Annotated in this window: 22 protein-coding genes and 1 tRNA gene; 5 read left to right on the top strand and 18 right to left on the bottom strand. The window is 70.5% G+C overall.

Going from position 1 to position 21,671, the window contains the following annotated elements:
- Window positions 1-8: 8 nt before the first annotated feature.
- From BMY07_RS30230 to BMY07_RS30175, 12 genes are all read right to left on the bottom strand, one after another.
- Window positions 9-1,424, bottom strand: coding sequence for an aminopeptidase P family protein (locus tag BMY07_RS30230; RefSeq protein WP_092786241.1), 1,416 nt, complete (start codon window positions 1,422-1,424; stop codon window positions 9-11).
- A 29-nt stretch (window positions 1,425-1,453) separates the two neighbouring features.
- Window positions 1,454-2,740, bottom strand: a complete 1,287-nt coding sequence (locus tag BMY07_RS30225) for an aldehyde dehydrogenase family protein (protein ID WP_092786118.1) — start codon at window positions 2,738-2,740, stop codon at window positions 1,454-1,456.
- Window positions 2,737-3,735 (bottom strand): proline racemase family protein, encoded by a 999-nt coding sequence (locus tag BMY07_RS30220; RefSeq protein ID WP_092786116.1) that lies wholly within the window; start codon window positions 3,733-3,735, stop codon window positions 2,737-2,739. The genes BMY07_RS30225 and BMY07_RS30220 overlap by 4 nt, the downstream gene beginning before the upstream one ends.
- Before the next feature lies 1 nt (window position 3,736).
- Window positions 3,737-4,645 carry a dihydrodipicolinate synthase family protein gene (locus BMY07_RS30215; protein WP_092786114.1) on the bottom strand — a complete coding sequence of 303 codons (909 nt, stop codon included), beginning with the start codon at window positions 4,643-4,645 and terminating at the stop codon, window positions 3,737-3,739.
- Window positions 4,642-5,922 carry an NAD(P)/FAD-dependent oxidoreductase gene (locus BMY07_RS30210; protein ID WP_092786112.1) on the bottom strand — a complete coding sequence of 427 codons (1,281 nt, stop codon included), beginning with the start codon at window positions 5,920-5,922 and terminating at the stop codon, window positions 4,642-4,644. The genes BMY07_RS30215 and BMY07_RS30210 overlap by 4 nt, the downstream gene beginning before the upstream one ends.
- Complete coding sequence (locus BMY07_RS30205) at window positions 5,919-6,161, bottom strand: (2Fe-2S)-binding protein (protein WP_092786110.1); 243 nt, start codon at window positions 6,159-6,161, stop codon at window positions 5,919-5,921. The genes BMY07_RS30210 and BMY07_RS30205 overlap by 4 nt, the downstream gene beginning before the upstream one ends.
- A complete protein-coding gene (locus BMY07_RS30200; RefSeq protein ID WP_092786108.1) occupies window positions 6,152-7,282 on the bottom strand; it encodes an NAD(P)/FAD-dependent oxidoreductase in 1,131 nt (376 codons plus the stop codon). Before BMY07_RS30200 ends, BMY07_RS30205 begins: the two co-directional genes overlap by 10 nt.
- A 48-nt stretch (window positions 7,283-7,330) precedes the next feature.
- Window positions 7,331-7,918 carry a helix-turn-helix domain-containing protein gene (locus tag BMY07_RS30195; RefSeq protein ID WP_092786106.1) on the bottom strand — a complete coding sequence of 196 codons (588 nt, stop codon included), beginning with the start codon at window positions 7,916-7,918 and terminating at the stop codon, window positions 7,331-7,333.
- Between the two features lie 71 nt (window positions 7,919-7,989).
- A tRNA-Ser gene (locus BMY07_RS30190) sits at window positions 7,990-8,079 on the bottom strand.
- A gap of 104 nt (window positions 8,080-8,183) precedes the next feature.
- On the bottom strand, window positions 8,184-8,399 hold the full coding sequence (locus tag BMY07_RS30185; protein ID WP_092786104.1) for a CsbD family protein: 216 nt from the start codon (window positions 8,397-8,399) through the stop codon (window positions 8,184-8,186).
- Window positions 8,400-8,473: 74 nt separating this feature from the next.
- The gene (locus BMY07_RS30180) at window positions 8,474-8,944 is read right to left on the bottom strand and encodes a nucleoside deaminase (RefSeq protein WP_092786102.1); all 471 of its coding nucleotides are present in this window, start codon (window positions 8,942-8,944) and stop codon (window positions 8,474-8,476) included.
- Window positions 8,941-9,426 carry a tRNA adenosine deaminase-associated protein gene (locus tag BMY07_RS30175; protein ID WP_092786239.1) on the bottom strand — a complete coding sequence of 162 codons (486 nt, stop codon included), beginning with the start codon at window positions 9,424-9,426 and terminating at the stop codon, window positions 8,941-8,943. The genes BMY07_RS30180 and BMY07_RS30175 overlap by 4 nt, the downstream gene beginning before the upstream one ends.
- Window positions 9,427-9,503: 77 nt before the next feature.
- On the opposite strand from BMY07_RS30175, the gene BMY07_RS30170 reads away from it, so the two are divergent.
- The 3 genes from BMY07_RS30170 to BMY07_RS30160 all read left to right on the top strand — a co-directional run bounded on the left by BMY07_RS30170 (window position 9,504) and on the right by BMY07_RS30160 (window position 13,788).
- Window positions 9,504-10,727, top strand: coding sequence for a M20 metallopeptidase family protein (locus BMY07_RS30170; protein WP_092786100.1), 1,224 nt, complete (start codon window positions 9,504-9,506; stop codon window positions 10,725-10,727).
- Between the two features lie 30 nt (window positions 10,728-10,757).
- Window positions 10,758-11,735: a prephenate dehydrogenase gene (locus BMY07_RS30165; protein ID WP_092786098.1), complete on the top strand. Its 978-nt coding sequence runs from the start codon at window positions 10,758-10,760 to the stop codon at window positions 11,733-11,735.
- A 112-nt stretch (window positions 11,736-11,847) separates the two neighbouring features.
- Complete coding sequence (locus tag BMY07_RS30160) at window positions 11,848-13,788, top strand: fibronectin type III domain-containing protein (RefSeq protein WP_143073717.1); 1,941 nt, start codon at window positions 11,848-11,850, stop codon at window positions 13,786-13,788.
- Here the strand turns inward: BMY07_RS30160 and BMY07_RS30155 are convergent.
- The 4 genes from BMY07_RS30155 to BMY07_RS30140 form a co-directional block, all read right to left on the bottom strand.
- Window positions 13,785-14,414: a putative glycolipid-binding domain-containing protein gene (locus tag BMY07_RS30155; protein ID WP_092786094.1), complete on the bottom strand. Its 630-nt coding sequence runs from the start codon at window positions 14,412-14,414 to the stop codon at window positions 13,785-13,787. The two genes, BMY07_RS30160 and BMY07_RS30155, sit on opposite strands and share 4 nt — an antisense overlap.
- Window positions 14,411-14,611: an antitoxin gene (locus BMY07_RS30150; protein WP_092786092.1), complete on the bottom strand. Its 201-nt coding sequence runs from the start codon at window positions 14,609-14,611 to the stop codon at window positions 14,411-14,413. Before BMY07_RS30150 ends, BMY07_RS30155 begins: the two co-directional genes overlap by 4 nt.
- Window positions 14,612-14,683: 72 nt before the next feature.
- A complete protein-coding gene (locus tag BMY07_RS30145; protein ID WP_092786090.1) occupies window positions 14,684-16,570 on the bottom strand; it encodes an FUSC family protein in 1,887 nt (628 codons plus the stop codon).
- A 67-nt stretch (window positions 16,571-16,637) separates the two neighbouring features.
- Entirely contained in the window at window positions 16,638-17,849 is a 1,212-nt protein-coding gene (locus BMY07_RS30140) for a thioester domain-containing protein (protein WP_177215884.1), read from the bottom strand.
- A 284-nt stretch (window positions 17,850-18,133) separates the two neighbouring features.
- Here BMY07_RS30140 and BMY07_RS30135 point away from each other — a divergent pair, with 284 nt between their 5' ends.
- Complete coding sequence (locus tag BMY07_RS30135) at window positions 18,134-18,934, top strand: DUF8017 domain-containing protein (protein ID WP_143073716.1); 801 nt, start codon at window positions 18,134-18,136, stop codon at window positions 18,932-18,934.
- Here the strand turns inward: BMY07_RS30135 and BMY07_RS30130 are convergent.
- A complete protein-coding gene (locus tag BMY07_RS30130) occupies window positions 18,931-20,583 on the bottom strand; it encodes a DUF885 domain-containing protein (RefSeq protein ID WP_092786084.1) in 1,653 nt (550 codons plus the stop codon). The genes BMY07_RS30135 and BMY07_RS30130 overlap by 4 nt on opposite strands.
- A gap of 119 nt (window positions 20,584-20,702) precedes the next feature.
- Between BMY07_RS30130 and BMY07_RS30125 the strand changes: the two genes are divergently transcribed.
- Window positions 20,703-21,155 carry an SRPBCC family protein gene (locus tag BMY07_RS30125; protein ID WP_092786082.1) on the top strand — a complete coding sequence of 151 codons (453 nt, stop codon included), beginning with the start codon at window positions 20,703-20,705 and terminating at the stop codon, window positions 21,153-21,155.
- Here BMY07_RS30125 and BMY07_RS30120 read toward each other — a convergent pair.
- Window positions 21,152-21,625, bottom strand: a complete 474-nt coding sequence (locus tag BMY07_RS30120; protein WP_245782740.1) for a GbsR/MarR family transcriptional regulator — start codon at window positions 21,623-21,625, stop codon at window positions 21,152-21,154. The two genes, BMY07_RS30125 and BMY07_RS30120, sit on opposite strands and share 4 nt — an antisense overlap.
- Between the last annotated feature and the right edge of the window lie 46 nt (window positions 21,626-21,671).

The raw sequence follows: 21,671 nt of genomic DNA, 5'->3' as shown, positions 1-21,671 counted from the left end.
ACCCGAGGCTACCCCCGCCGCTGCCGTACCCACTCGGTGATGCCGTCCGCGGTGATGGGCAGCGCGTCGGAGATCACATCGGCGCCGGTCGCGGTGACCACCAGGTCGTCCTCGATGCGCACGCCGACGCCGCGCAGCTCCGGCGGGACGGTCAGGTCGTTCGGGTGGAAGTACAGGCCGGGCTCGACCGTCAGCGCCATGCCCGGTTCGAGGGTGCCCTCGTGGTAGGCGGCGGCGCTGGCCCTGGCGCAGTCGTGCACGTCCATGCCGAGCAGGTGGCCGATGCCGCAGACGATGTAGCGGCGGTGGTGCTGCCCGTTGAGCTCGAGCGACTTGTCGACCGACCCGGGCAGCAGGCCCCAGTCGTGCAGGCCCTCGGCGAGCACGCGCATGGCGGCGTCGTGGAAGGCCTTGTACTCGCGGCCCGGCTTGACCTCGGCGATCCCGGCCAGGTGGGCGTCGTACACCAGGTCGTACACGCGGCGCTCGGCGTCGGTGAACTCGCCCGCGACCGGGAAGGTGCGGGTGACGTCGGCGGTGTAGAGGGTGCTGACCTCGACACCGGCGTCGAGCAGCAGCAGGCCGTCCTCGGCGACCGGGCCGTCGCACCTGGTCCAGTGCAGGACCGGGGCGTGCGGACCGGCGGCCACGATGGAGGTGTAGCCGGGGCCGTTGCCCAGGGTGCGGGCGCGCCGGTCGAAGGTGCCCTGCAACCAGCGCTCGCCGCCGCCGCGCACCGCCGTGTCCAGCTCGCGGGCGACGTCCTCGAACCCGAGGTAGGTCGCGTCGACCGCCGCGCGCAGCTGGCCGATCTCCCAGTCGTCCTTGATCCGCTTGAGCTCGGCGAGGACGGTGCGCAGCTCGGGGCTGTGCGCGCCGACCAGGGCGTCGAGCAGCGGGTCGACCCCCTTGGCGGCGAGCACCTCCGGCAGCTGGCCGCGCAGCGCGCGGGGCAGCTCCTCCAGCGGGCGGCACTCGATGCGCAACGCGTCGGACCACTCGGCCAGACCGGGGACGGCGCCGATCCACAGCTCGCCGTCGCGGGCGCTGGCGAAGAAGTCCGGCTCGCTCGGGCCTGCGGGTTCGCGCAGGTAGAGCACCGCGTCGTGGCCCGCGCCGTTCGGGTTCATGACCAGGACGGCGGCCTCGGCGTGGCAGTTGGTGAGCCAGGCGAAGTCGCTGTCGACGCGCAGCTGGTAGTCGGTGTCGTTGGACCTGGTCGGGGCGATGCCCGCGGCGAGGGCGATGCGCTTGCCGGGGAACGCCGCGGACAGCCGCGCGCGGTGCGCCTGCGCTGCCTCGGCCGCACCGGCGACGGTGTGCACCGTGCGGTCGGCCGGGCCCCAGTCGTCGCGGACGAACTCGCGGAAGCCCTCGGCCTCCACCAACTTCGACGGATCGCGCCGGGCCGGGCGGTCGTTCATCTGGAACACCTCTTTCACCTGGTCAGGGACTATCGGGACAGCTGGACGGTGCGGCTGAGGGTGTAGAACGCGGCGGCGGCCTTGCCCTGCTCCTTGCCGCCGTAGCCGGAGCCGCGCTCACCGCCGAACGGCAGGTGGAAGTCCACACCGGCGGTCGGCATGTTGACCTTCACCAGCCCGGACTCGCACCGCTCCACATAGGACACCACGGCGGTCAGGTCGGCGGTGTAGAGCGAGGTGACCAGGCCGTAGTCGGTGGCGTTGGCCAGCGCGATCGCGGCGTCGACGTCGGCGACCTCGGTGATGGTGGCGATGGGGCCGAACACCTCCTCGCGGTCGAGCCTGCTGCCGGGGCCGACCAGCGTCGGCCGGACGAACCAGCCGTCGGCGTCGAGCACCGCGCCACCGGCCTCGACCACCCGGTCCCTGGCGGCGGCGCTGATCACCGGCCCGACGGCGGTCGTCGGGTCGGTCGGGTCTCCCACCCGCAAGGCGTCCACGGCGGAGACGAGCGCCTCGCGGGTACCCGATCCCACAACTATCACCCGTTTGGTGGCGGTGCACTTCTGACCGGCGAAGCCCATGGCGGCGTACGCGATGTCGGTGGCCGCGCGGTCGAGGTCGGCGTCGGGGAGCACGATGGCCGCCGAGAGGCCGCCCATCTCGCACTGCGCCGGGATACCCCGCTCGGCGGCGGCGAGGGCCACCTGGCGACCGACGCCGCCTGATCCGGTGAACGACACGACGTCCGCCGAGTCGACCAGGGCGGTCCCGACCTGGGGACCACCGGGGACGACGGCGAACAGGCCGTCCGGCAGGTGTCCCTCGACGAGTTCGGCGAGCCGCAGTGCGCACGCCGTGGCGTCCGGGGACGGCTTGATCACCGCGGCGTTGCCGAAGGCGAGCGCGGGGGCCGCTTTCCAGACCGGGATGGCGAGGGGGAAGTTCCAGGGCGTGATCAGCCCCGCGACCCCGCGCGGCCTGCGCACGGTGAACGCCAACCCGCCGGGGTAGGTCTCACCGATCGGGTCGTACGCCTGCTGCGCGTAGTAGCGGAAGATCGCGACAGCGCGGGCGACCTCACCCTTGGCCTCGGTGATGGGTTTGCCCACCTCCCGCACGATCAGCTGGGCCAGGTCGGACCCGGCAATCGCGTCCGCGATCGCGTCGAGAGCAGCCGCACGGACGGCGGGGCCGGTAGTCGCCCACTCCCGTTGAGCGGTACGAGCGCGTGCGACAGCGCCAACGATGTCCCCCTCCGGAACGTCGATGACGACGTCGTCGGGCGACTGCGGCGAGGTGGACACGATCCTCACAGGACGAACCCCCTAGGGAACGGGTCGGTGGGGTCGAGCATGTACTGGGCTGTACCGGTGATCCAGGCGCGCCCGGTAACGGTAGGCACAACAGCTGTCGTCTCGCCCACCTTCGTCGACCGCACCAACCGGCCGACGAAGTGGGTACCGAGGAGCGACTCGTTGACGTAGTCCTGATCGAGGTCGAGTTCGCCGCGGGCGTGGAGTTGGGCCAACCGCGCGGAGGTACCCGTACCGCAGGGAGAGCGGTCGAACCAGCCAGGGTGGATCACCATGGCGTTGCGGGAACCGCCGTCCGTGCGCGGTGCGACGAGCTGCACGTGCTTGCACCCGCCGAACGCCGGGTTCTCCGGGTGCACGGGCCGGTTGGTGGCGTTGATCGCGTCCATGATGGACAGACCGGCGGCGAGCATCCGGTCCTTCTCGGCGCGGTCGAAGGGGATGCCAAGCTCGGCGATGGGCAGGATCGCGTAGAAGTTGCCGCCGAAGGCCATGTCGTAGCGGACCCGGCCGAGTCCGGGGACCTCGACGGTCGCGTCCAGCTCGACCGCGAACGACGGCACGTTCTCGATGGTCACCGACTGCGCGCGGCCGTCGCGCACGGCGACCCTGGCCTCGACCAGGCCCGCGGGGGTGTCGAGCTTGATGATCGTCTCCGGCTCGGTGACCTCGACCATCCCGGTCTCCACCAGGACCGTGGCCACGCCGATGGTGCCGTGCCCGCACATCGGCAGGCAGCCGGACACCTCGATGTAGAGCACGCCCCAGTCGGCGTCCGGCCTGGTCGGCGGCTGGAGGATGGCGCCGCTCATCGCGGGGTGGCCGCGCGGTTCGTTGACCAGGAACTCGCGCAGGTGGTCGAGCTCGGCCATGAAGTGCTCGCGGCGCTCGGCCATGGTGTCGCCGGGGATGACGCCGACACCGCCGGTGATCACCCGGGTCGGCATGCCCTCGGTGTGCGAGTCGACCGCGTGCAGGACGCGGGTGGAGCGCATGTCAGGCCGCCTGCACGGCGTCGACCGCGCGGCGCATGTCGGCCTCTAGCGCCGACAGCTGCTCCGGGGAGAGCGGCCCGCGCGGCGGTCGGCACTGACCGCCGAACCGGCCGACCATGTCCATGCTGTGCTTGATGGCCTGCACGAACTCGGTTCGCGAGTCCCAGCGGAACGCGGCGACCATCGGCTCGTAGAGCGCCCGCGCCTCGGCCACCTTGCCCTGGAGCGCGAGCTCGTAGAGGCGGACGGACTCGACGGGGAAGACGTTCGGGAACCCGGCGAACCAGCCGGTAGCACCCATCAGCAGCGATTCGAGGACAACGTCATCCGCTCCCGCGACCACTGTCAGCTCCGGTGCCGCCTCGCGGATCTCCAGCACCCGCCGGACATCGCCGGAGAACTCCTTGATCGCGACGACGTTGTCGATCTGGGCGATCTCGGCCACAAGAGCGGGCGTGAGGTCGACCTTGGTGTCGATCGGGTTGTTGTAGACCATGACAGGTAGGCCTACCGACGCCACGGCCGCGAAGTGCTCGACAACCTCGCCGGGGTTTGCCCGGTACATGGTCGGCGGAAGGCACAAGACACCGTGAGCGCCGTCCTCGGCCGCGATCTCAGCCCAGTGCTTTGCCTGGTGCGCACCGACTCCGTGCACGCCGACGACCACGATGCCGTTGTCGCCCACGGCCTCGATCGCGGTCCGGGCCACCTCACGGCGCTCGGCGTCGGTGAGCGAGGAGTACTCGCCGAGGGAGCCGTTGGGGCCGACGCCCCGGCAGCCGCTCTCGACCAGCCACCGGCAGTGCTCGGCGTAGCGGTCCAGGTCGGGGCGCAGCCCGGCGGGCGCGGCGTCGTCGGGGGTGTAGGGCAGGGCGGTGGCCACGATGACGCCGTCGAGACGCTCGGTCACAGGTCCTCCTCTGGCAGGGATGCGAGTTCGGCCAGCCGCAGCGGCGTGGCGATGGGGCGGCGTTGCAGGTCGGCTGGGGTGAAGAAGGTCCGCCGGTCGCCCGAGAGGGCGGTGGCGATGTCCACGGCGGCACGCGCACACGTCCGGCCCTGGCACAGGCCAAGGCCGATCCGGCTGGTCAGCTTGAAGGTGCGCGTACCGGAGGCTTCGAGGTCCACGGCCGCGCGGAGGTCCTTGTACGTGACCTCTTCGCAGCGGCAGATCAGGGTGTTGTCGGTCAGCCAGGTGTGCCAACCAGGGCGGATCGGGTGGGCATCGGCTAGAGCAGCGGCGAACCTCCGACCGCTGCGCACTTTCGCCAACGCCTTCGTGGGGCAGGCACCTCTTGCGGCTGCTGCCCCGGCTACTTCACCTTCGGCAGCAGCAAGGTCGGCCCCACCGATACCGGTCACCTCACCTGCCGCGTACCAACCAGGAACCGAGGTAGCGCCGGTGTGGTCTACCTGAACGAATCCGTCGGTGAGGACGCAACCGGCGGCGACAGCCAGTTCGAGGCGCGGCGTGAATCCGTGGCCGACGCAGACAGCGTCAACCGCGACTCGCTCTTGGCTTCGGATGGTCCAATCGGGATTCAGCTTGGCCACTGTCACGGCGTTGACCCTGTCTTCACCGTGTGCGGCAACGACTGCTGTTCGGGGACGCCATGCTGCGCCTAGACGAACGGCGTAGCCGAGCAGTTCGGCGAGCTTGGCCGGGCTGGCGGCGCGCGGGCGTCCGAGCCAACCCAGACCCGTGTTCGCGTCGCAGATCCGCAGCACTTCAGCACCAACGGCTTTGAGCGACTCCGCGACCGGTAGCAGGAACGGGCCGGTGCCGGACACCACGACTCGGTGACCAATGGCGATCTTCTGCCCCTTGGCGAGCGCTTGTGCTGCTCCGGCGGTGTAGACCCCTGGAAGGTCCCAGCCCGGGAACGGCACTACGCGGTCGTGCGCTCCGGTAGCGAGTACCACGGCATCAGCGTTCAGAGTCTCGCCGGTGCGGCTAGGGCTATCCGCCGGGCCGGTGCGTACGTGCAACCGCATGCCCTCTACGGCCCAGACCGTGCTGTTGGCGAGGTGGCGAACCCTCGGATCAACCCGCTGCGGGTCACCTCGGTGGAACTGGCCTCCCAGCGTCGGTTCGCTGTCGACCAGCACCGTGTCCGCGCCAGCACCGGCCGCTGCACGCGCCGCTGCCAGGCCTGCGGGACCGCCTCCGATCACGACGACCTTCACGGCCCCTCCGTGCGGATGTCATCGCCATCGACGAGGAGTCGCTGGCAGGCGCGCACATCAGCGACGCCGTTGACCGTCACGAGGCAGTCGAAGCACACACCGATCCCGCAGAAGACGCCGCGCGGCCTGCTCTTGACGCGGGTTGTCCGCCACGACGTGCGACCGGCGGCCAGCAACGCGCCCGCCACGGTCTGGCCCGGAGTTGCCTGGCTGGGCACACCGTCGATAGTCACGCGCATTCGAGCACCCCCGGTCGGTCCACTCGGAACGGTGTCGGGTCCAGGTGCGGAGTCGCGCCGGTGAGCAGTTCGGCGAGCAGGGCACCGGTGGCGGCGGCCAAGCCGATGCCAGCGCCCTCGTGTCCGGTGGCGTGCCAGAGGCCAGGGACGCGCGGATCGGCTCCGATGACCGGTAGATGGTCCGGTGCGTAAGGGCGAAAACCGCCGTAAGCACGCATGACAGGGACATCCGCGAGCGAGGGGAACAACGCGACGGCTTTGCGCGCCAGCTCCCGTAGGACCCGGATGCGGATGGACTCGTCGAACCCGACCCGCTCCCGGCTGGACCCGATGAGGATCGTGCCCGCCGCCGTCGACTCGACGACCGTTGAGGTCTGGAGGTCAGCGTCACCGCTGGCGACAGCACCTACGTAGTCGGCGTCGTAAACCTTGTGGTGCACGGTGGGCGGCAACGGCGCCGTCACGAGAACCATCCCGCGCCGCGGGGCGATCGCTATAGGCGCACCGAGTGCGCGCGAGACCTCCCCGGACCACGGGCCACATGCGTTGACGACGTGGTCGCACGCGATGACGCCCTCGGATGTGTGCACGCCTCTTGCGTCCAGACCTACAACAGTGACACCGGGGCGCAGGACGCCACCGCGGCGACGAACGTTCGATAGAAGTGCCTGCGCCGCGAGGACTGGCTGGACTTGAGCGTCCTGCGGGTAGTGGACGGCGGCGGTCACCCGCGTCGTCAGGTGCGGTTCGCGTTCCAGCGCCTCGGCCGGGGTGATCCACCGAGCATCGACACCCGCTTCCCGCTGCACAGCGGCGAAGTGCGCCAACGGTGCCGGGTCTCCGGTGGCGACCACTAGCCCGCCCTTGGGATCCCACTCGATGTCGGTGTCCCCGACAAGTGCAGGCCAGCGGCTTAGGGAGGACAGAGCGAGGTCTAGCTCCGGGCCGGGTTCCTTGTCGGAGACCAGGATGTTGCCCTCACCCGCGGCACTGGTCCCGGAGGCGAGCGGTCCGCGGTCGAGCACGGTGACGCGAAGGCCCGCGGCCGACAGCGCGTCGGCGCACGCGGCGCCGATCACCCCGGCGCCCACCACGACCACATCCACGACCCGCACTCCCATCGTTCATTGAAGTGAACGACCTGAGCGTAAGCAGCGCGGGCGGAGCGGTCAATCCCCGTGTACCCCGATGGCGGGCCGATCCCCGGTCGCGGGGTACTCGAGCAGCAGGATCGAGGTGACCGGACCGTCGAGGGCCGAGTACACGTGCGGGCCCGCCGCCGGGAAGCACACGTAGTCGCCCGGCCCCACCTCGTAGGGCTCCGTCGGCGGCCCCACGCGCAGCACACCCTCGGTAACCAGCACGTGTTCCCGCCCGGTGTGCCCGGGCGAGTACTGGGTCTCCCCCGGTCGGATCCGCTGGTCGTAGACCTCGACCACGGTGTCGGCCAGGTCGAGCCTGCGCACCATCCTCAGATCGACGGCGGTCCCGGAGAGCACCTCGACCTCGGCGCCGCGCACCAGCACGACCTCCGACTCGGCCGGGGCGGTCAGCAGGCCGGACACCGGCACCCCGAGGGCGTTCGACAAACTGAACACCGTCTCGATGGTGGGGTTCCCGGTCCCGGACTCCAGTTGCGACAGCGTCCCCTTGGCGATCCCGGACCGCCGGGCCAATTCGGACAACGACAAGCCGCTCAGTTCACGCAGTGCGCGCAGGTTGTCCGCCAGCACCTGCCCCGCCTGCCTGCTCACCACGCGACCTCCTGGACCACCTGTGCTGAGAAACGACAAGAGGACCGGTCAGTGTTGACCGGCCCTCTTAGTCTTGGCGGTGGCGGTGGGATTTGAACCCACGGACGGAGTGAACCGTCACGCGCTTTCGAGGCGCGCTCCTTCGGCCGCTCGGACACGCCACCGCGCGTGAGAGTACTAGACCCCTCGCCCGCGGTGAGAACGGGATCCCCGAAAAAGAACAGGCCCGCCTCCCGGGGGATAGGAGGCGGGCCCGTGACCTCGGGTGTTACCGGCGATCGCCGTTCAGGCGCTCCTTGGCGTCGTGCACGGCACCGGCCACCTTGTCGCGCGCCGTGTGACCCGCTTCCTTCGCATGACCGCTGACCTGGTCGGCCTTGCCGGAGTTCTCCAGGTCGCGGTTGTCGGTGGCCTGGCCGAGCTTCTCCTTGACCTCGCCGATCACCTGTTCGGCCTTGTCCTTGGCCTTGTCGAACACGCTCATCGCCATTCCTCCGTTTCGCTCGCACCAGTGGGGTGTCCGTTCCCGGCGCGAACCCAACGACAATGTGACGCAAGTCACTGCTTGCGCTTGGCGGCGAAGAACCCGGCGACCAACTCGGCGCACTCGGCCTCGAGCACACCCCCGACGACCTCCGGCCGGTGACCGAGGCGCCGGTCCCGGACCACGTCCCACAATGAGCCAACAGCGCCGGTCTTGGGCTCCCAGGCGCCGAACACCACCCTGGCCACCCTGGCCAGCACGGCCGCCCCGGCGCACATCGTGCACGGCTCGACCGTGACCGCGAGCGTGCAGCCGGTCAGCCGCCAGCCGTCGCCGCGGACGGCGGCCGCGGCGCGCAGCGCGATCACCTCGGCGTGCGCGGTCGGGTCGCCGAGCGCCTCCCTGGCGTTGCACGCGGCCGCCAGCGCCGAGCCGTCCGGCCCGAACACGACCGCGCCGATCGGGACGTCACCGGTCGCCGGGGCCGCGCGGGCGGCGTCGATCGCGGCGCGGACGAGTCTGTCCAGGTCAGCGCCGGTGCTCACTGCAGGATGGTGTCCAGGTGCTTGGTCAGCTCCGCCGCGAACCCGCACCGCTGGGCGATCATCTGCAGCTGCTCGTCCGGGTAGAGGTCGACCTCGTCGATGATCACCTGCAGCTCGGGGGCGGGCAGCCCGAGATCGGCGAGGATGTCGAGCGAGCCCTCCGGCCACACCTCGTCCTCGTCCTCCGGCGGGTCGACCCGCAGCAGGTCGAGCGCGTCGGCGGCGATGTCGTAGTCCAGCGCGGCCGCGGCGTCCGACAGCAGCAGCGCGACCCCGCCCGGGCTGGGCCGCAGGACGACGAAGAACTCGTCGTCGACGGCCAACAATCCGAATACCGCCCCGGTGGAGCGGGTCTTGCGCAGCTCGGTGATCGCGGCATCGAGTTCGCGCAGGGCGATGTTGTCCATCTGATCGCACCGCCACTTGCCGTCCTCGCGGATGACAGCGACCCCGAAGCCCGGTACCGGCTCCTCTCCCGACATGCACACACCGTATTCCGCTAGGAGGTCACCCGGAAGAAGCAGTCCCCCATACCGGCGCGCGATGACACTATCGAGAAATGACGAACCAGTCTCCGTTGGCGGGCGACCCCCGCTTCAGCGGGTTGCTCGACGCCGCCCACGCGCTCCAGCCGAACACGGTCGCGCTGCGCAGACAGCTCCACCAGCACCCGGAGCAGGGTCTTGCGCTACCGCACACCCAGGCCGCCGTCCTGGCCGCCTTGGACGGCCTTGACCTGCGGGTGCACACCGGCAACGAGCTCGGTTCGGTCATCGGCGTGCTCGACGGCGCGCGCCCGGGTCCCACGGTGCTGCTGCGCGGGGACATGGACGCGCTGCCGCTGCAAGAGGACACGGGGCTCCCCTTCTCCTCGCAGGTCGACGGGTCCATGCACGCGTGCGGTCACGACACCCACGTGGCCATGCTGGCCTCCGCGGCCCGGTTGCTCGCCGACCGCCGCGACGAGTTGGCGGGCACGGTCGTATTCATGTTCCAGCCGGGCGAGGAAGGCCACTACGGCGCGAAGTTCATGCTCGACGAGGGCGTGCTCGACGTCGCCGACCGGCCGGTGGACCGGGCGCTGGCACTGCACATCACCTCGAAGGAGGCCTCCGGGGTGCTGCGGTGCAGGCCGGGGCCGATCATGGCGAGCGCCAACTCGTTCACCATCCGGATCACCGGCAAGGGCGGCCACGCGTCCAACCCGTCCGACGCGGTCGACCCGGTGCCCGCCGCCGCGGCCATGGTCGGCGCCCTGCAGACGGTCGTGACCAGGCGGATCAGCGTCTTCGAGCCGACCGTGCTGACCATCGCGCGGATCACCGCGGGCACCACGTCGAACATCATCCCGGAGACCGCGGAGCTGGAGGGCACGCTGCGCACGCTGTCCGAGGCGTCGCGGGCGACGATGCTGGCCGAGATCCCACGTGTGTGCGCGCAGATCGCTGCGGCGCACGGGTGCACTACGACCTTCGAGGTCGACGCGGGCTACCCGGTGACCATTAACGACGACGAGGTCGCCGCGCGCGTGCACGACATCGCGGGCGCCACTTTGGGGGCCAGGCACGTGAACCCCATGACGAACCCGCTCATGGGCGCGGAGGACTGGTCTTACGTACTGCAGCGCGTTCCTGGCGCGATGGCGTTCCTCGGCGCGTGCCCACCCGGGGTGGATCCGGGCGACGCCGCGCCGAACCACTCCAACCGTGTCCACTTCGACGAGTCAGCGCTACCGCACGGAGTCAGCACTTACGCAGCGTTCGCTCTGGACATGCTGCGCTGACAGGTGATCTATACGGCACAATCCGGCTACATGCGATCCGTGTGCGTGGTCGGGTTGGGGCTCATCGGCGGTTCCGTCCTGCGGGCGGCTGTGGCGGCTGGGCGGGACGTGTGGGGGACAGCGGGCTCGTCGGCGGACGCGCAGGGCGCGATCGCCGAGGGGTTCACCGTCCTCGACGTGGACGCGGCGCTGCGCCGGGCCGCGGAGCAGGACGCGCTGGTGGTGGTCGCCGTGCCGCTGCCCGCGGTCGACGCCGTGCTGCGCAAGGTCGGTGACCTGGCCCCGGAGAACCTGCTCACCGACGTGGTGAGCGTGAAGGGCCCGGTGGCCGACGCGGTCGCCAAGTACGCGCCGTCGACCCGGTTCGCGGGCGGGCACCCGATGGCGGGCAAGTCGGAGTCGGGGTGGCAGGCGAGCACGTCGACCCTGTTCACCGACGCGGCGTGGGTGGTGACCGCCGACGAGGAGACCGCGCTGCCCGCGTGGCGCGAGGCCGCCCAGCTCGCGCTGGACTGCGGCGCGGGTGTGGTGCCGACGACCACGCTGGAGCACGACGCAGCGGTGGCCAGGATCTCGCACCTGCCGCATGTGCTGGCGGCCGTGCTGGGCGCTGTGGGCGCCGATGGCGGGCCACTGGCCCTGGCCCTGGCCGCCGGGTCGTTCAGCGACGGGACGCGGGTGGCGGGCAGCAGGCCGGAGCTGGTGCTGGCGATGTGCGAGGGCAACCGCGCCGCGCTGCTGGACGCGGTCGACGAGGCGCTGGGCAGGCTCGGCGCCGCCCGGGGCGCGCTGGCCTCCACCGGCGCGCTCGGCGCCACCGTGCAGGCCGGGCACGCGGGCAGGGTCACCTTCGACGCTTACCGGTCAGCAGGGCGCGCTCAGGCGATGGTCGACCTGACGGGCCCGGACCCGATGGAGGAGCTGCGGCTGGTCGGGGCCCGCGGTGGGCGGGTCGTCGGGTTCGACGGTGACTTGGCGGCGGTAGCGCTACCCGTACTGGCCGACTGAGGTATCGGCTCGGCAACGAATCGGCAAGGGGCCGCTGAACGACGCCTACGTTGGGCCGGTGGATCTCCCGGGACCATTACCAACGCCGGTTCGACCGAACCGGGTGCGCCGGTTGGCGGCCATCGCAGCGGGCTTGGCCGTGCTGGTCGGGGCGGTCCTTGTCCTGCGCACGCCGCCGGAGGAGAAGGCAGCACCAACGACGGTGCAGGTCCCACCGGCGCAGACGACCGTCAAGCCGTTCGCCGCCGAGGGCGTCGTCGTGCCGCGTCCGGCGGAGAAGCCCAAGCCGCCAGCGGCCATCAAGGTCACTCCTGGCCCACAGCGCCTCCAGTTGCGGTGGGGGCCGGATGAGCCGAAGGACGCAGCGGGCTACGACGTGCGTTGGGGTCGTATGGGGACGATGGAGTTCACGCGCTTCGTTGCCTACACCGGCGCGCAGTTGGACGCCCTCGACAACAACACCGCCTACGACATCGAGGTCCGCACGGTCGACGCTTACGGTCAGCGGTCCGAACCGACCAAGACCAACGCGACGCCCCTAGAGGTAGCGGACGACCCACCCTGGTCGTTCAACGACCGGTTCACCTCTCGCGTCATCCCCGACCCGGTCAAGTGGACGTTGGCCAGCAGCAACGGCTGCGGTAAGGCCACCAGCGGGGAGGGCGAGGACGGTCGACGGCTCGTGATCAGCGCGAAGTGCGGGACCGACCCGGTCGCGCTGCAGGCCCGGCCGCCGTTCCGGCTCCGGGACACGCCGGTGAACGGCGAGTACGGGCGTCTGGTGGTCGAGACCGACCAGGTCGGGCTGGGCGGCGTGCTGCACCTCGACCTGGTCCCCGGCCCGGCGGACCTGATCGACGGTTCCCCGAACGGCCCCACCATCACCCCGCAACCGGCGGGCAGGGCCACCGACGACCCCACGCTGCCGCCGGGGACGATCAGGGTGTGGATCGCGGGTCAGAGCGCGTCGACCGACGTGGGTGTTCTCGTCGCCCCCGGGACTCCGCGCACCACGCGAGGCGGCGGGGTCACCGCGCCCAAGCCGCCGGAGATCGGGTTCACGGTCCGCTGGGAGGTGGTCTTCAGTGAGTCCGGTGTTCAGGTGCTCCAAGACGGCGTTGTCGTCGGTGGGAGCGATGTGGTCCCGACATGGCGGGAAGCAACGGCACTGGTGGGGTTCACTGGCCCGGCCAATGTCTACGCGGCGGTCAACCTTGTCGGGTTCATCGGCGCACCTACGACCGTCCCTGTGCTCGTAGTGCCGCCGCCGATCGACGCTGGTCGCGTCGTCGTGAGCCCTGACGCGCCGCTGTCGACATCTGCCTCCGGCGCTCAGGTCAAGGGAACCCGTGGAGGGCAGGTGCGCGCGGTGCTGGTCCCCCAGAACCGCCCGGGTGACGCGACTACGGACACGTTCAGCATCGAGATCGGTGGCGCCACCTTCCCTGCCAGACCTGCCGTCGCCGGGCAGCCCATGTCCAGGGGTGTGCGCTATCCGATCGTCGCCGACGTACCGGCGGAGGCACTCGTGCTGGCGGCTGACGGCAAGACACTGCCTCTGCGGGTGCGAGGGCCACTCCACCAAGGACAGGCAGCGACGAATGTCATCAACGTCGCGTTGGAGCTAACCGCGCCCGAGGGAGCTGTCTCACCTGCGGCAGGTAGCGGTACCGACCTGCCTCTGCCCCGGCCCAGGCCTGCGTTGGCCGAGCCGAGCGGGACGTTCCTGGACGCGGCGGGCAAGGCGATCCCCGAGGGCGGCGAGGTCCGGGGCGGGCGCGTGGTGCTGGAGGTGCGCACCGATGGGCTCGACGGCCAACGGGTCGCCGGGCGGCTGGCGGGCCTGGCCGGGATCGAGGTGCGGCTGGACGGCAGGCGGATCGCGGGCATCCCCACCATCGTGGACGGACCCGGTGTCGGCGGCCGGTGGACGCTCGCGCTGCCTACCGGCGGGCTGAACGCCGGTAGGCACACCGTCGAGGTGAAGGCCATCGGGGTCGACGAGAAGGCGATCCCCGGGTTGGCCTACGCGTCGTTCCAGCTGGCCGGCTAGACGCGGGTCGCGACACCCGGGTAGTCCAGGACCACGCCCTCGGGGTCCACCGTCAACTCGGTGCTGAACTCGCCCTGGGTGAACGCGATGACCGCGCCGCGCTCGTCCACCGAGACCGTGCGGAAGGTCTGGTCGACCAGCCTGACCTGCAGGTCGGGTAGCGACACGTGCACGACCGGGATCTCGAACTCGCCGGGGGTGCGGTGCAGCCCGAGCCGCCGGATCGGCAGCGTGGCGAAGGTGACCGCGCCCGCGACGTGCACGGTGACCGACCCGCCGAAGTTGTCCCTGGCCGAGGTGTGGCCGTGGTCGACGAGCCAGGTGCCGTCCTCGGCGCGGCTCAGCGAGATCTGCCGCTCCTGCTCGGCGGTGGTCGTGCGGAGCAAGAGCCTGCCCGCCTCCTCGCCGCGGTCGAGGGAGGCCTCGTAAGAGGCGCTGTACGCCTCTACACCCGCCGAACGGTCGGCGGCGACGATGAGCCTCCCGGACGCGCGGAGCCTGCCGTCCGCGAGCAGCAACCGCACCGACTCGAGTGAGGTCGGCTCGGTGCCCTGCCAGGTGACCACCGCGGGGTTGCGCAGCCGGGCCGCGGTCTCCGCCCGCTCGGTCGAGGTGGGTGAGCTCACGCCTGGTCGCCCTGGGTCTGCGGCTTGTCCGGGATCAGGTCCTGGACCTTGTCGACGACGGCGTCGACCTGCGCCTCGTGGCCGAACTTGCCCTTGACGAACTCGCCCGCCTTCTCGACGCCCTGCTCGATCTTGTCCCCGTGCTGCTCGACCAGGTTCTCCGCCTGCTGCTTCAGCTGGTTGAAGTCGATGCCCATGTTGCTCCTCACGCCAAGCTGGAAGGTTACCCAACCGATCCAGCAGTGCCCACTGCCAAACAATCAAGATACCTACTCCGGCACCCGCGTTCGACGCCCTCTGGCAAGTACCGGTCCGCGCAGGGTGGCGTTCACCGAGGTCAGCTCGCCGACCACCCGGTCGAGCCGGTCGTCGTCGGGCAGCGCCGCCCGCTTGGGCGCCCGCTCGCCGCGCACGGCCTTCCCGGCTTCCCTGACCGCCGCGGCGACGGCCTTGGTGTCGGCGTCGGCGACCGGGTCGGCGCCCCGGTCGATCGCGACGGCGACGCCGGTGACCGCGTCGGTGAGGCGCTCGAGGCCGATGATCACCGGCCACCACGCGGCGGCTTGGCGGCCCGCGGCGGAGGGCTCGACGATCGACTGCTGGAAGGCGGTCCTAAGGTCGGAGAGCGCTCGGTAGGCCTGCCTGCGCAAGGTGGACTTCTCATCTGTCCTGCCTGAGAGGGCGTGTTCGAGGTAGTCGGCGATGGTGTCAAGGGTCGCCGCCAGGTCCTCACCGACTCGGGGGCGTCTAGCGCCTGGCCACAGCAAGTAGCCCACTACGAGCACGATGGCGCAACCGATGGCGGTGTCCAGCAGGCGCGCACCGACCAGACTCCACTGGCCTGCCTGGGCGATGTCCAACTGGACCAGCACCAAGGGGGTCACGAACGTGCTGAACATCCCGTAGTTGCGAACCTGCCCGATGGGCAGTGCCGCCGCCGCGACCGCCATCAACCCCACTAGGACCCAGCTGGGTGGGGCTAGGGCGAGCACGCCCGCGCCGAGCAGCACGCCGATCGCGGTGCCGATGCCGCGCAGGACGGCCCTACCGAACACCGACCCGAAGTCGGGCTTCAGCACGATCGCCACGGTCAACGTCACCCAGTACGCGTGCTCTAGCTCCAAGAGCCGTCCAACGGCGACCGCAAGCCCCACGCACAGCATCAGGCGCAGCACGACCAGCCAGGTACGCCTACCGAGGAGAACCCGCAGGTCCAGCCGCTCGCCCTCTTGGCGCCGGTCGGTGTCGTGGTCGCCACGGCGGAACTCGGCGACCGCACGCAGCCCGGCGTGGAGTTGGGCGACGGCGCGGCCCTCGTCGGGCGGGCTCGGTGGCTCGGCCAGGGGCTCTCGGACGCGGATCCGGTAGGCGGCATCGAGCAGGTAGGTGGCGTACTCCGGCGGCGCCTGCTTCTTGGCGTTGACCAGCGCTACAGCTGCCTCGATGACCGGGGTGGTCTCGGTGAGCAGAACAAACAGGCGTCGGTAGGACCGATCGCGACCGGCCAGGTGAGAGCGGACGTTGAACAGGGCGTCGTAGGCGGTGTTGAGCGTGTCCGTCAGGTCCCTACGGGCTTGTCGTGCGGCAGAGGTACCGGAGGCGGCCAGCATCACCGCGATCTGGTCGTAGACCGCGGCCACTGCGGCTCGCTCGTGCGCCGCACCCCGGACAGGCCAAGCGGCCAGCGACAGCACCAACGCGAACGCTGCGCCCAAGCCGAAGCACCGGACCGCCAGCCACGGCTCGGCGATCTGCCCGGTCCCCAGGACGGCGAACACCAACAGCTGGAGCCCAGCCATAGATGCCGTGCTGCCTATAGCGCTGACGAGAGCCGACACGCCTGCGACCAGGACGAGCACCCACACCGCTGAGCTGGCCAGATGCGCGCCTACGAGGTACCCGACGACGCCAGCGAAGGCAGCCCAACCCGTGCGCTGGAACCTATAGGGATAAGGGCCGTCTATGTCCGCGAACACGACGCACAGCGCGCCGAGTGACACGAGGACCCCCAGGTCGATCCGACCCGCGGCCAAACCGACCGCGACCGGGCCCGCGATCGAAGCGGCGGCCCGCAGGCCGCGCTTCCAGGGCACCGGCGCGGGCTTCTGGCTCAACAGGCCCCGCAGCCAGTGCGGTGCCGCCACGTCGTCGCTCACCCCGTGACGGTAAGACGCCGATGCCCTCCCCGGCGGACCAGGGAGGGCATCGGTTCAGATCAGCTGGTTACGCGGCGCGGCGGCGGTGCCGCACGTAGAGCAGCGCGCCCGCGCCGCCACCGAGCAGGCCGAGGCCCACCAGGACGGGCAGCAGGATGGAGGCACCGGTGTCCGGCAGGCCCGGGCTGGGCTGCGGGATCGGGGCGACCGTGGTGGTCGTGGTCGGCGGGACCGTGGTCGACGACGGCGGCGTGGTGGCCGTGGTCGAGGAGGACGGCGGCGTGGTCGGCTTGACCTTCCAGTCGACCTTGGCCTGGACGTTCAGGTCCTTGGTCTCCGAGTCCGCGACGATCAGCGGCTGGGCCTGCCTGCCGTCGGGGTGCGTGCCGGTGAAGAGGCGGCCGAGCTCGATGACCGGGGACTTGCCGGAGAGCTTCACCGTGCCGTTGCCCGCGGCGGCGCCTGCCGGGACCTCGATGTAGAACTCGGTGTCGTTCTTGATGTCGGCGGCGGTGAGGACCTTGCCCTTGTCGTCGGTGATCTTCACACCGGCGGGGAGCTGGCTCTCGAGCGCGGTGACGGTGCCGTTGGTGGTCACCTTGAACGGGCCGACGCGGTCACCGGCGGTGCCGGAGAGGGAGCCCGGGTTGACCTTGAGCTCACCGGCGGTCCACGGGCCGATGCCGACGTTGGCGTCGCCGATCAGGTAGTCGTACAGCGCGCGGATGTCCTTCTCGGCGTCATCGGCCGAGTTGCCCTCATCCGAGACCGGGTTGTTCGTGTCGAGGTCGTATCCGTCGCTGAGGTGCCAGAGCGCGGCCTGCGTGGCCGAGACCGCCTCCTCGAGCTCGATGCCGTCGGCGTTGGTGTTGAGGCCGAGCTTGTTGAGGTCCGCGAGCGAGGCGTTCGGGTAGCCGTGGTGCAGCACCCAGTTGATCTTGTCGGCGTTGGCCTTGAACGAGGCGTTCTCGTCGGGGTAGTCGCCCCACGGCACCTCGGTCATCGCGTTGGTCGCGAAGGACCACTCGATGTCGATGCCCACGCAGTAGACGCCGAGCTTCTCGCCGCCTGCGAGCTTGAAGGCGAGCAGGTACGGCTTCACGTCCTTGGTGTGCTGGCCCTTGACCATGTTCACCGAGTAGCCCTGCGCGACCGCGTCTTCCAGCGGCAGGAGCGTGCCCTTGGCGGACTCAGCCGCCGCTGCGGGGATGGCGGCGAGCGACACCGATACCGCGGCGAACGACAAGGCGGCCGTGGCCACCTTCCAACGACTCCGCATTGACTCTCCTCTGCGCACGTGAACGTCGATCCGTGAACCTGGCGCGGCACCGGCCCGACACAGCCCGCCGCCACTGACCTGCATAAAGATCGACTCACTCGATTGAGGTCGAACTGACACGTCAGCGTGGGCGGACTCTACTAAGCGCTCATTTAAACCCCACGATGGGGGTGGATCTGAGTCCAAAGTGTTGTCATACGTTCACTTGAGACGGTGACATCTACGCGGAGAGTAACCATCTGAAATGGCAATTCCCGGCTCGCCGTCCGGCTATCGTTCGCCGCGTGACCGGCTGGCAGGACGACAACAGACCCCGGCGGGCGTCCCGGGTCCCCATGGCGCTCAGCGTCGTCGCGATCGTCGGCGTGGTCGTGACGGTCGTCGTGTTGGCGCTGGTCAACCGCTCATCGGGGGACGCACCGGATGAAGCGGCGGTGACGTCGACCACAGGGGTCCGGCCGTCCACACCCACGTCGCGGCCACCGACCACGACCTCGCGGCCACGCCGCACGTCGACCACCGCACCACCGCCACTACCCGGTCGCGTGATCGACAATCCCGCAGCGCACCTGTCCTATCGCGTTCCCACCAACTGGCAGGTGGACGCGACAGCAAAGCCGAACGTGGCCGGGGTGGACTTCAGCGGTACGGCTGCCTATGGCCCCTATACCTGTGGCGGCACGGGCTACAGCCGAGCGTTCGCCACTAGTGCGACCGCGCAAAACCCAGCGGACAAGGACGTCACGGCCGAGAAAACCGCCACAACCTTCACGTCCGCGTTTGGCCGGGTCTACTTCCCCGGCGCGACAGTTGCGTCACCCAACATCCGACCGCTCCAGGTCGACGGCAAGAAGGCCGTTGTCGCTACCGCCGCGGTCACGTCGACACCGGCAGACCCGAAGTGCGCGTCGACCAAGGGCGAGGTGGCTGTCTTGGCCATCGACCTGGACAACGCCACCGACACCCGTGCCCGCGGCATCGCGCTGCTGGTCGTGGCGGCAGACCTGGCAGGTGGGCCTGACAAGCCCGCGCCGCTGACCGAGGCCACCGTCGAGGCGATCCTGTCCGGGGCGAGCCTGCGCTAGACCCCCGGCCAGGCGGTCACGACCTCGTCGAGCACCTTCAACGGCAGCGGACCACCGCACAGCACCAGGTCGTGGAAGGCGCGGATGTCGAACCGGTCGCCCAGCCGCTTCTCCGCCTCGGCCCGCACGCGCTGGATCTCCAGCCGACCGACCATGTACGACAGCGCCTGCCCCGGGTAGGCGATGTAGCGGTCGACCTCGTTGCCGATCTCCAGGGCGGACAGCGGCGTGTTGGCCCGCAGGTAGTCCACGGCCTGCGCGCGGCTCCAGCCCTTGGCGTGCAGCCCGGTGTCGACGACGAGCCTGCCCGCGCGCATCGAGTCCATCGCGAGCATGCCGAAGCGGGCCACGTCGTCGGAGTACAGGCCCATCTCCTCCGCGAGGCGCTCGGTGTAGAGGCCCCAGCCCTCGGCGTAGGCGTTGACGTCGGCGAGCCTGCGCAGCAGCGGCAGCTCGGTCAGCTCCATCGCGATGGTCAGCTGGAAGTGGTGGCCGGGGACGGCTTCGTGGAACGCGGTGACCTCGGCGAGGAACTTGTCGCGCTCGTGCGCGCGGTCGGTGTTGGCGTAGTAGACGCCGGGGCGTAGGCCGTCGAGAGAGGGCGGCATGTAGTACGCGGCAGGGCCACCGGGCGCCTCAGCCGCGGGAACCGGCTCGACCTGGCAGCGCTGTCCGGGCAGCCTGCCGAACCAGCGCGGCGCGGCCTCCTCGGCCCGTTCGATCGCGGCCCTGGCGTGGCCGAGCAGCTCGTCGGCGTCGCGCCAGCGCAGCTCGGGGTCGGTGATCAGCCGGTGGAAGATCTCGGCCTGGTCGGAGGTGCCGAAGACGCGGGACCCGAGCTCGGCGTACTCCGCGCGCAGGCTCGCGATCACGTCCAGGCCGGTCTGGTGCAACTCGTCCGGGGTGAGATCGGTGGTGGTGTGCACACGCGAGAGAGCCGCGTAGGCCTCGTCGCCACCAGGCAGGGCACACAGGCCGGGCTTCTCGTCGGGCCTGCCGTGCTGGGCGATCTCGTCGGCCAAGAGCGCGCGGTACGCGGCGAACGCCGGTCGGACCACTTCGGCTACTAGGCGCTCCCGCTCAGCCGCGAAGCCGTTGTCGTCACCCGCCAGCGTTTGGGCCAGCAGCGGATCGGCCTGGAGGTCGACGCCCAGGTACCGGTCGAGGTGCGCGATGGCGGAGTCGACCAGCTTGCGCACCGGAACCCGTCCGGCCGCCACACCAGCGCGGTGTCGCTCACCGACCTGCGCGAGGTGCTTGGGGACATCGCGCAACCGGCTCAGGTAGGCCTGTCCGCGCTCGGCGTCCGGTAGGACGACCATCGGCAGGAAGGTCAGCAGCGAGGCGGCGGGGCCGACGAAGATGTCGGAGATCGTGTACTCGACCATCCGCGCGTCGACCCGGTCGACGATGGCCTCGGCCTGCTGCTTGACGACCTTGGCGGTGAGGTCGTCCGGGTACTCGCTCGCGCGGGCCGCGATGTCCACGGCGGCGGCCCGCTGGCGCAGCCCGGCCTCCTCGGAGGCGTCGGCCAGCCGGTCGTCGTAGCCGGGGACCCCGAGCAGCGTGGCGCCCAGCGGCTCGGCGGCCAGCTGCAGCTCCAGCAGTTCGTCGGCGAGCGCGAGCACCCGGTCGTCGGCAGTCGTCATGCCTGGCCCCTCATCCGGTCCGAGTCGGCGAGCGCGGCTATTCGCCCGGTGGGCAGGCTACGCCGGATCCGGGGTGGAACGATTGCGGTGTCCACAGCCCCGGCACCGGGAGACCGCCCATGGTCGAGCGCCAACGCACCTTCGCCTTCGAGATCAACACGAGCAGCAGCGCCGACGCGGCCGCGCTGTTCACCCTGGTCTCAGACGGCAGGCGGTGGTCCGAGTGGGCGCGGCCAGTGGTGGCTGAGTCGTACCTGGAACGCGAGGGCGATCCTTCACCTGGTGGTGTTGGCGCTATCCGCGTGTTGGGCCGCAAGCCGGTCCTAGTGCGCGAGGAGACGGTCGAGTACGAACAGGACCGTCGGCACGTCTATGTGCTCCGCTCCTCGGCGCCCGTCAAGGACTACCGGGGCGAGGTCACGTTCATCCCGCGCGACGGCGGTGGGACTGACCTGGTGTGGCGGATCAGCTTCGTGGAGCGCATCCCGGGGACCGGGTCCGTCGTGCGCGCGGGCTTGCGCACGTTCATCCAGGACCTGGCCAAGCGGCTCGTGCAGGCGGCCGAGCGCTAGCGCTGGGCGCGCCACCGCTCGGTCAGCTCGTCCATCTCCCGGCGCAGGAAGTCGAAGAACCGCTGGCTGGTGGCCATCCGCTTGCCCGCGGGCGAGTCGGCGCCGAGCAATTCGGCGCCATCGGCCATCGCGGCGGCCCAGGCGGCGAGCACCTTGTCCCGGTTCATGATCGCCTCGAACCAGGCGTCGTCGGGGACGGCGTAGTGGTCGCGGCGCTGACCGGGGTCACGACCGCGCTTGATCATGCCGACGTGTTCGAGGTAGCGCACTGCGCCCGAGATCGCCGCCGGGCTTACCTGCAGCGCTTGGGCCAACTCGGTCGCGGTGGCCTTACCGGAGTCCGTGACCAGCAGCCGCGTGAACACCCGCGAAGGCATCCTGGGCATGCCCGCGTCCGACAGGAGCAACGCGAACCGCTCCACGTAGTGCGCCAACGGGTCTTCCGCCACTGCCTCACCCTTCCGGTCCACTTCACAACGTTAGCCTGTTTCGAACATTCACAAAGTTGTGAACGAA

The organism is Actinokineospora terrae (genome assembly GCF_900111175.1).
Lineage (GTDB): Bacteria > Actinomycetota > Actinomycetes > Mycobacteriales > Pseudonocardiaceae > Actinokineospora > Actinokineospora terrae.
This window is presented reverse-complemented; position numbering and strand designations above follow the sequence as displayed.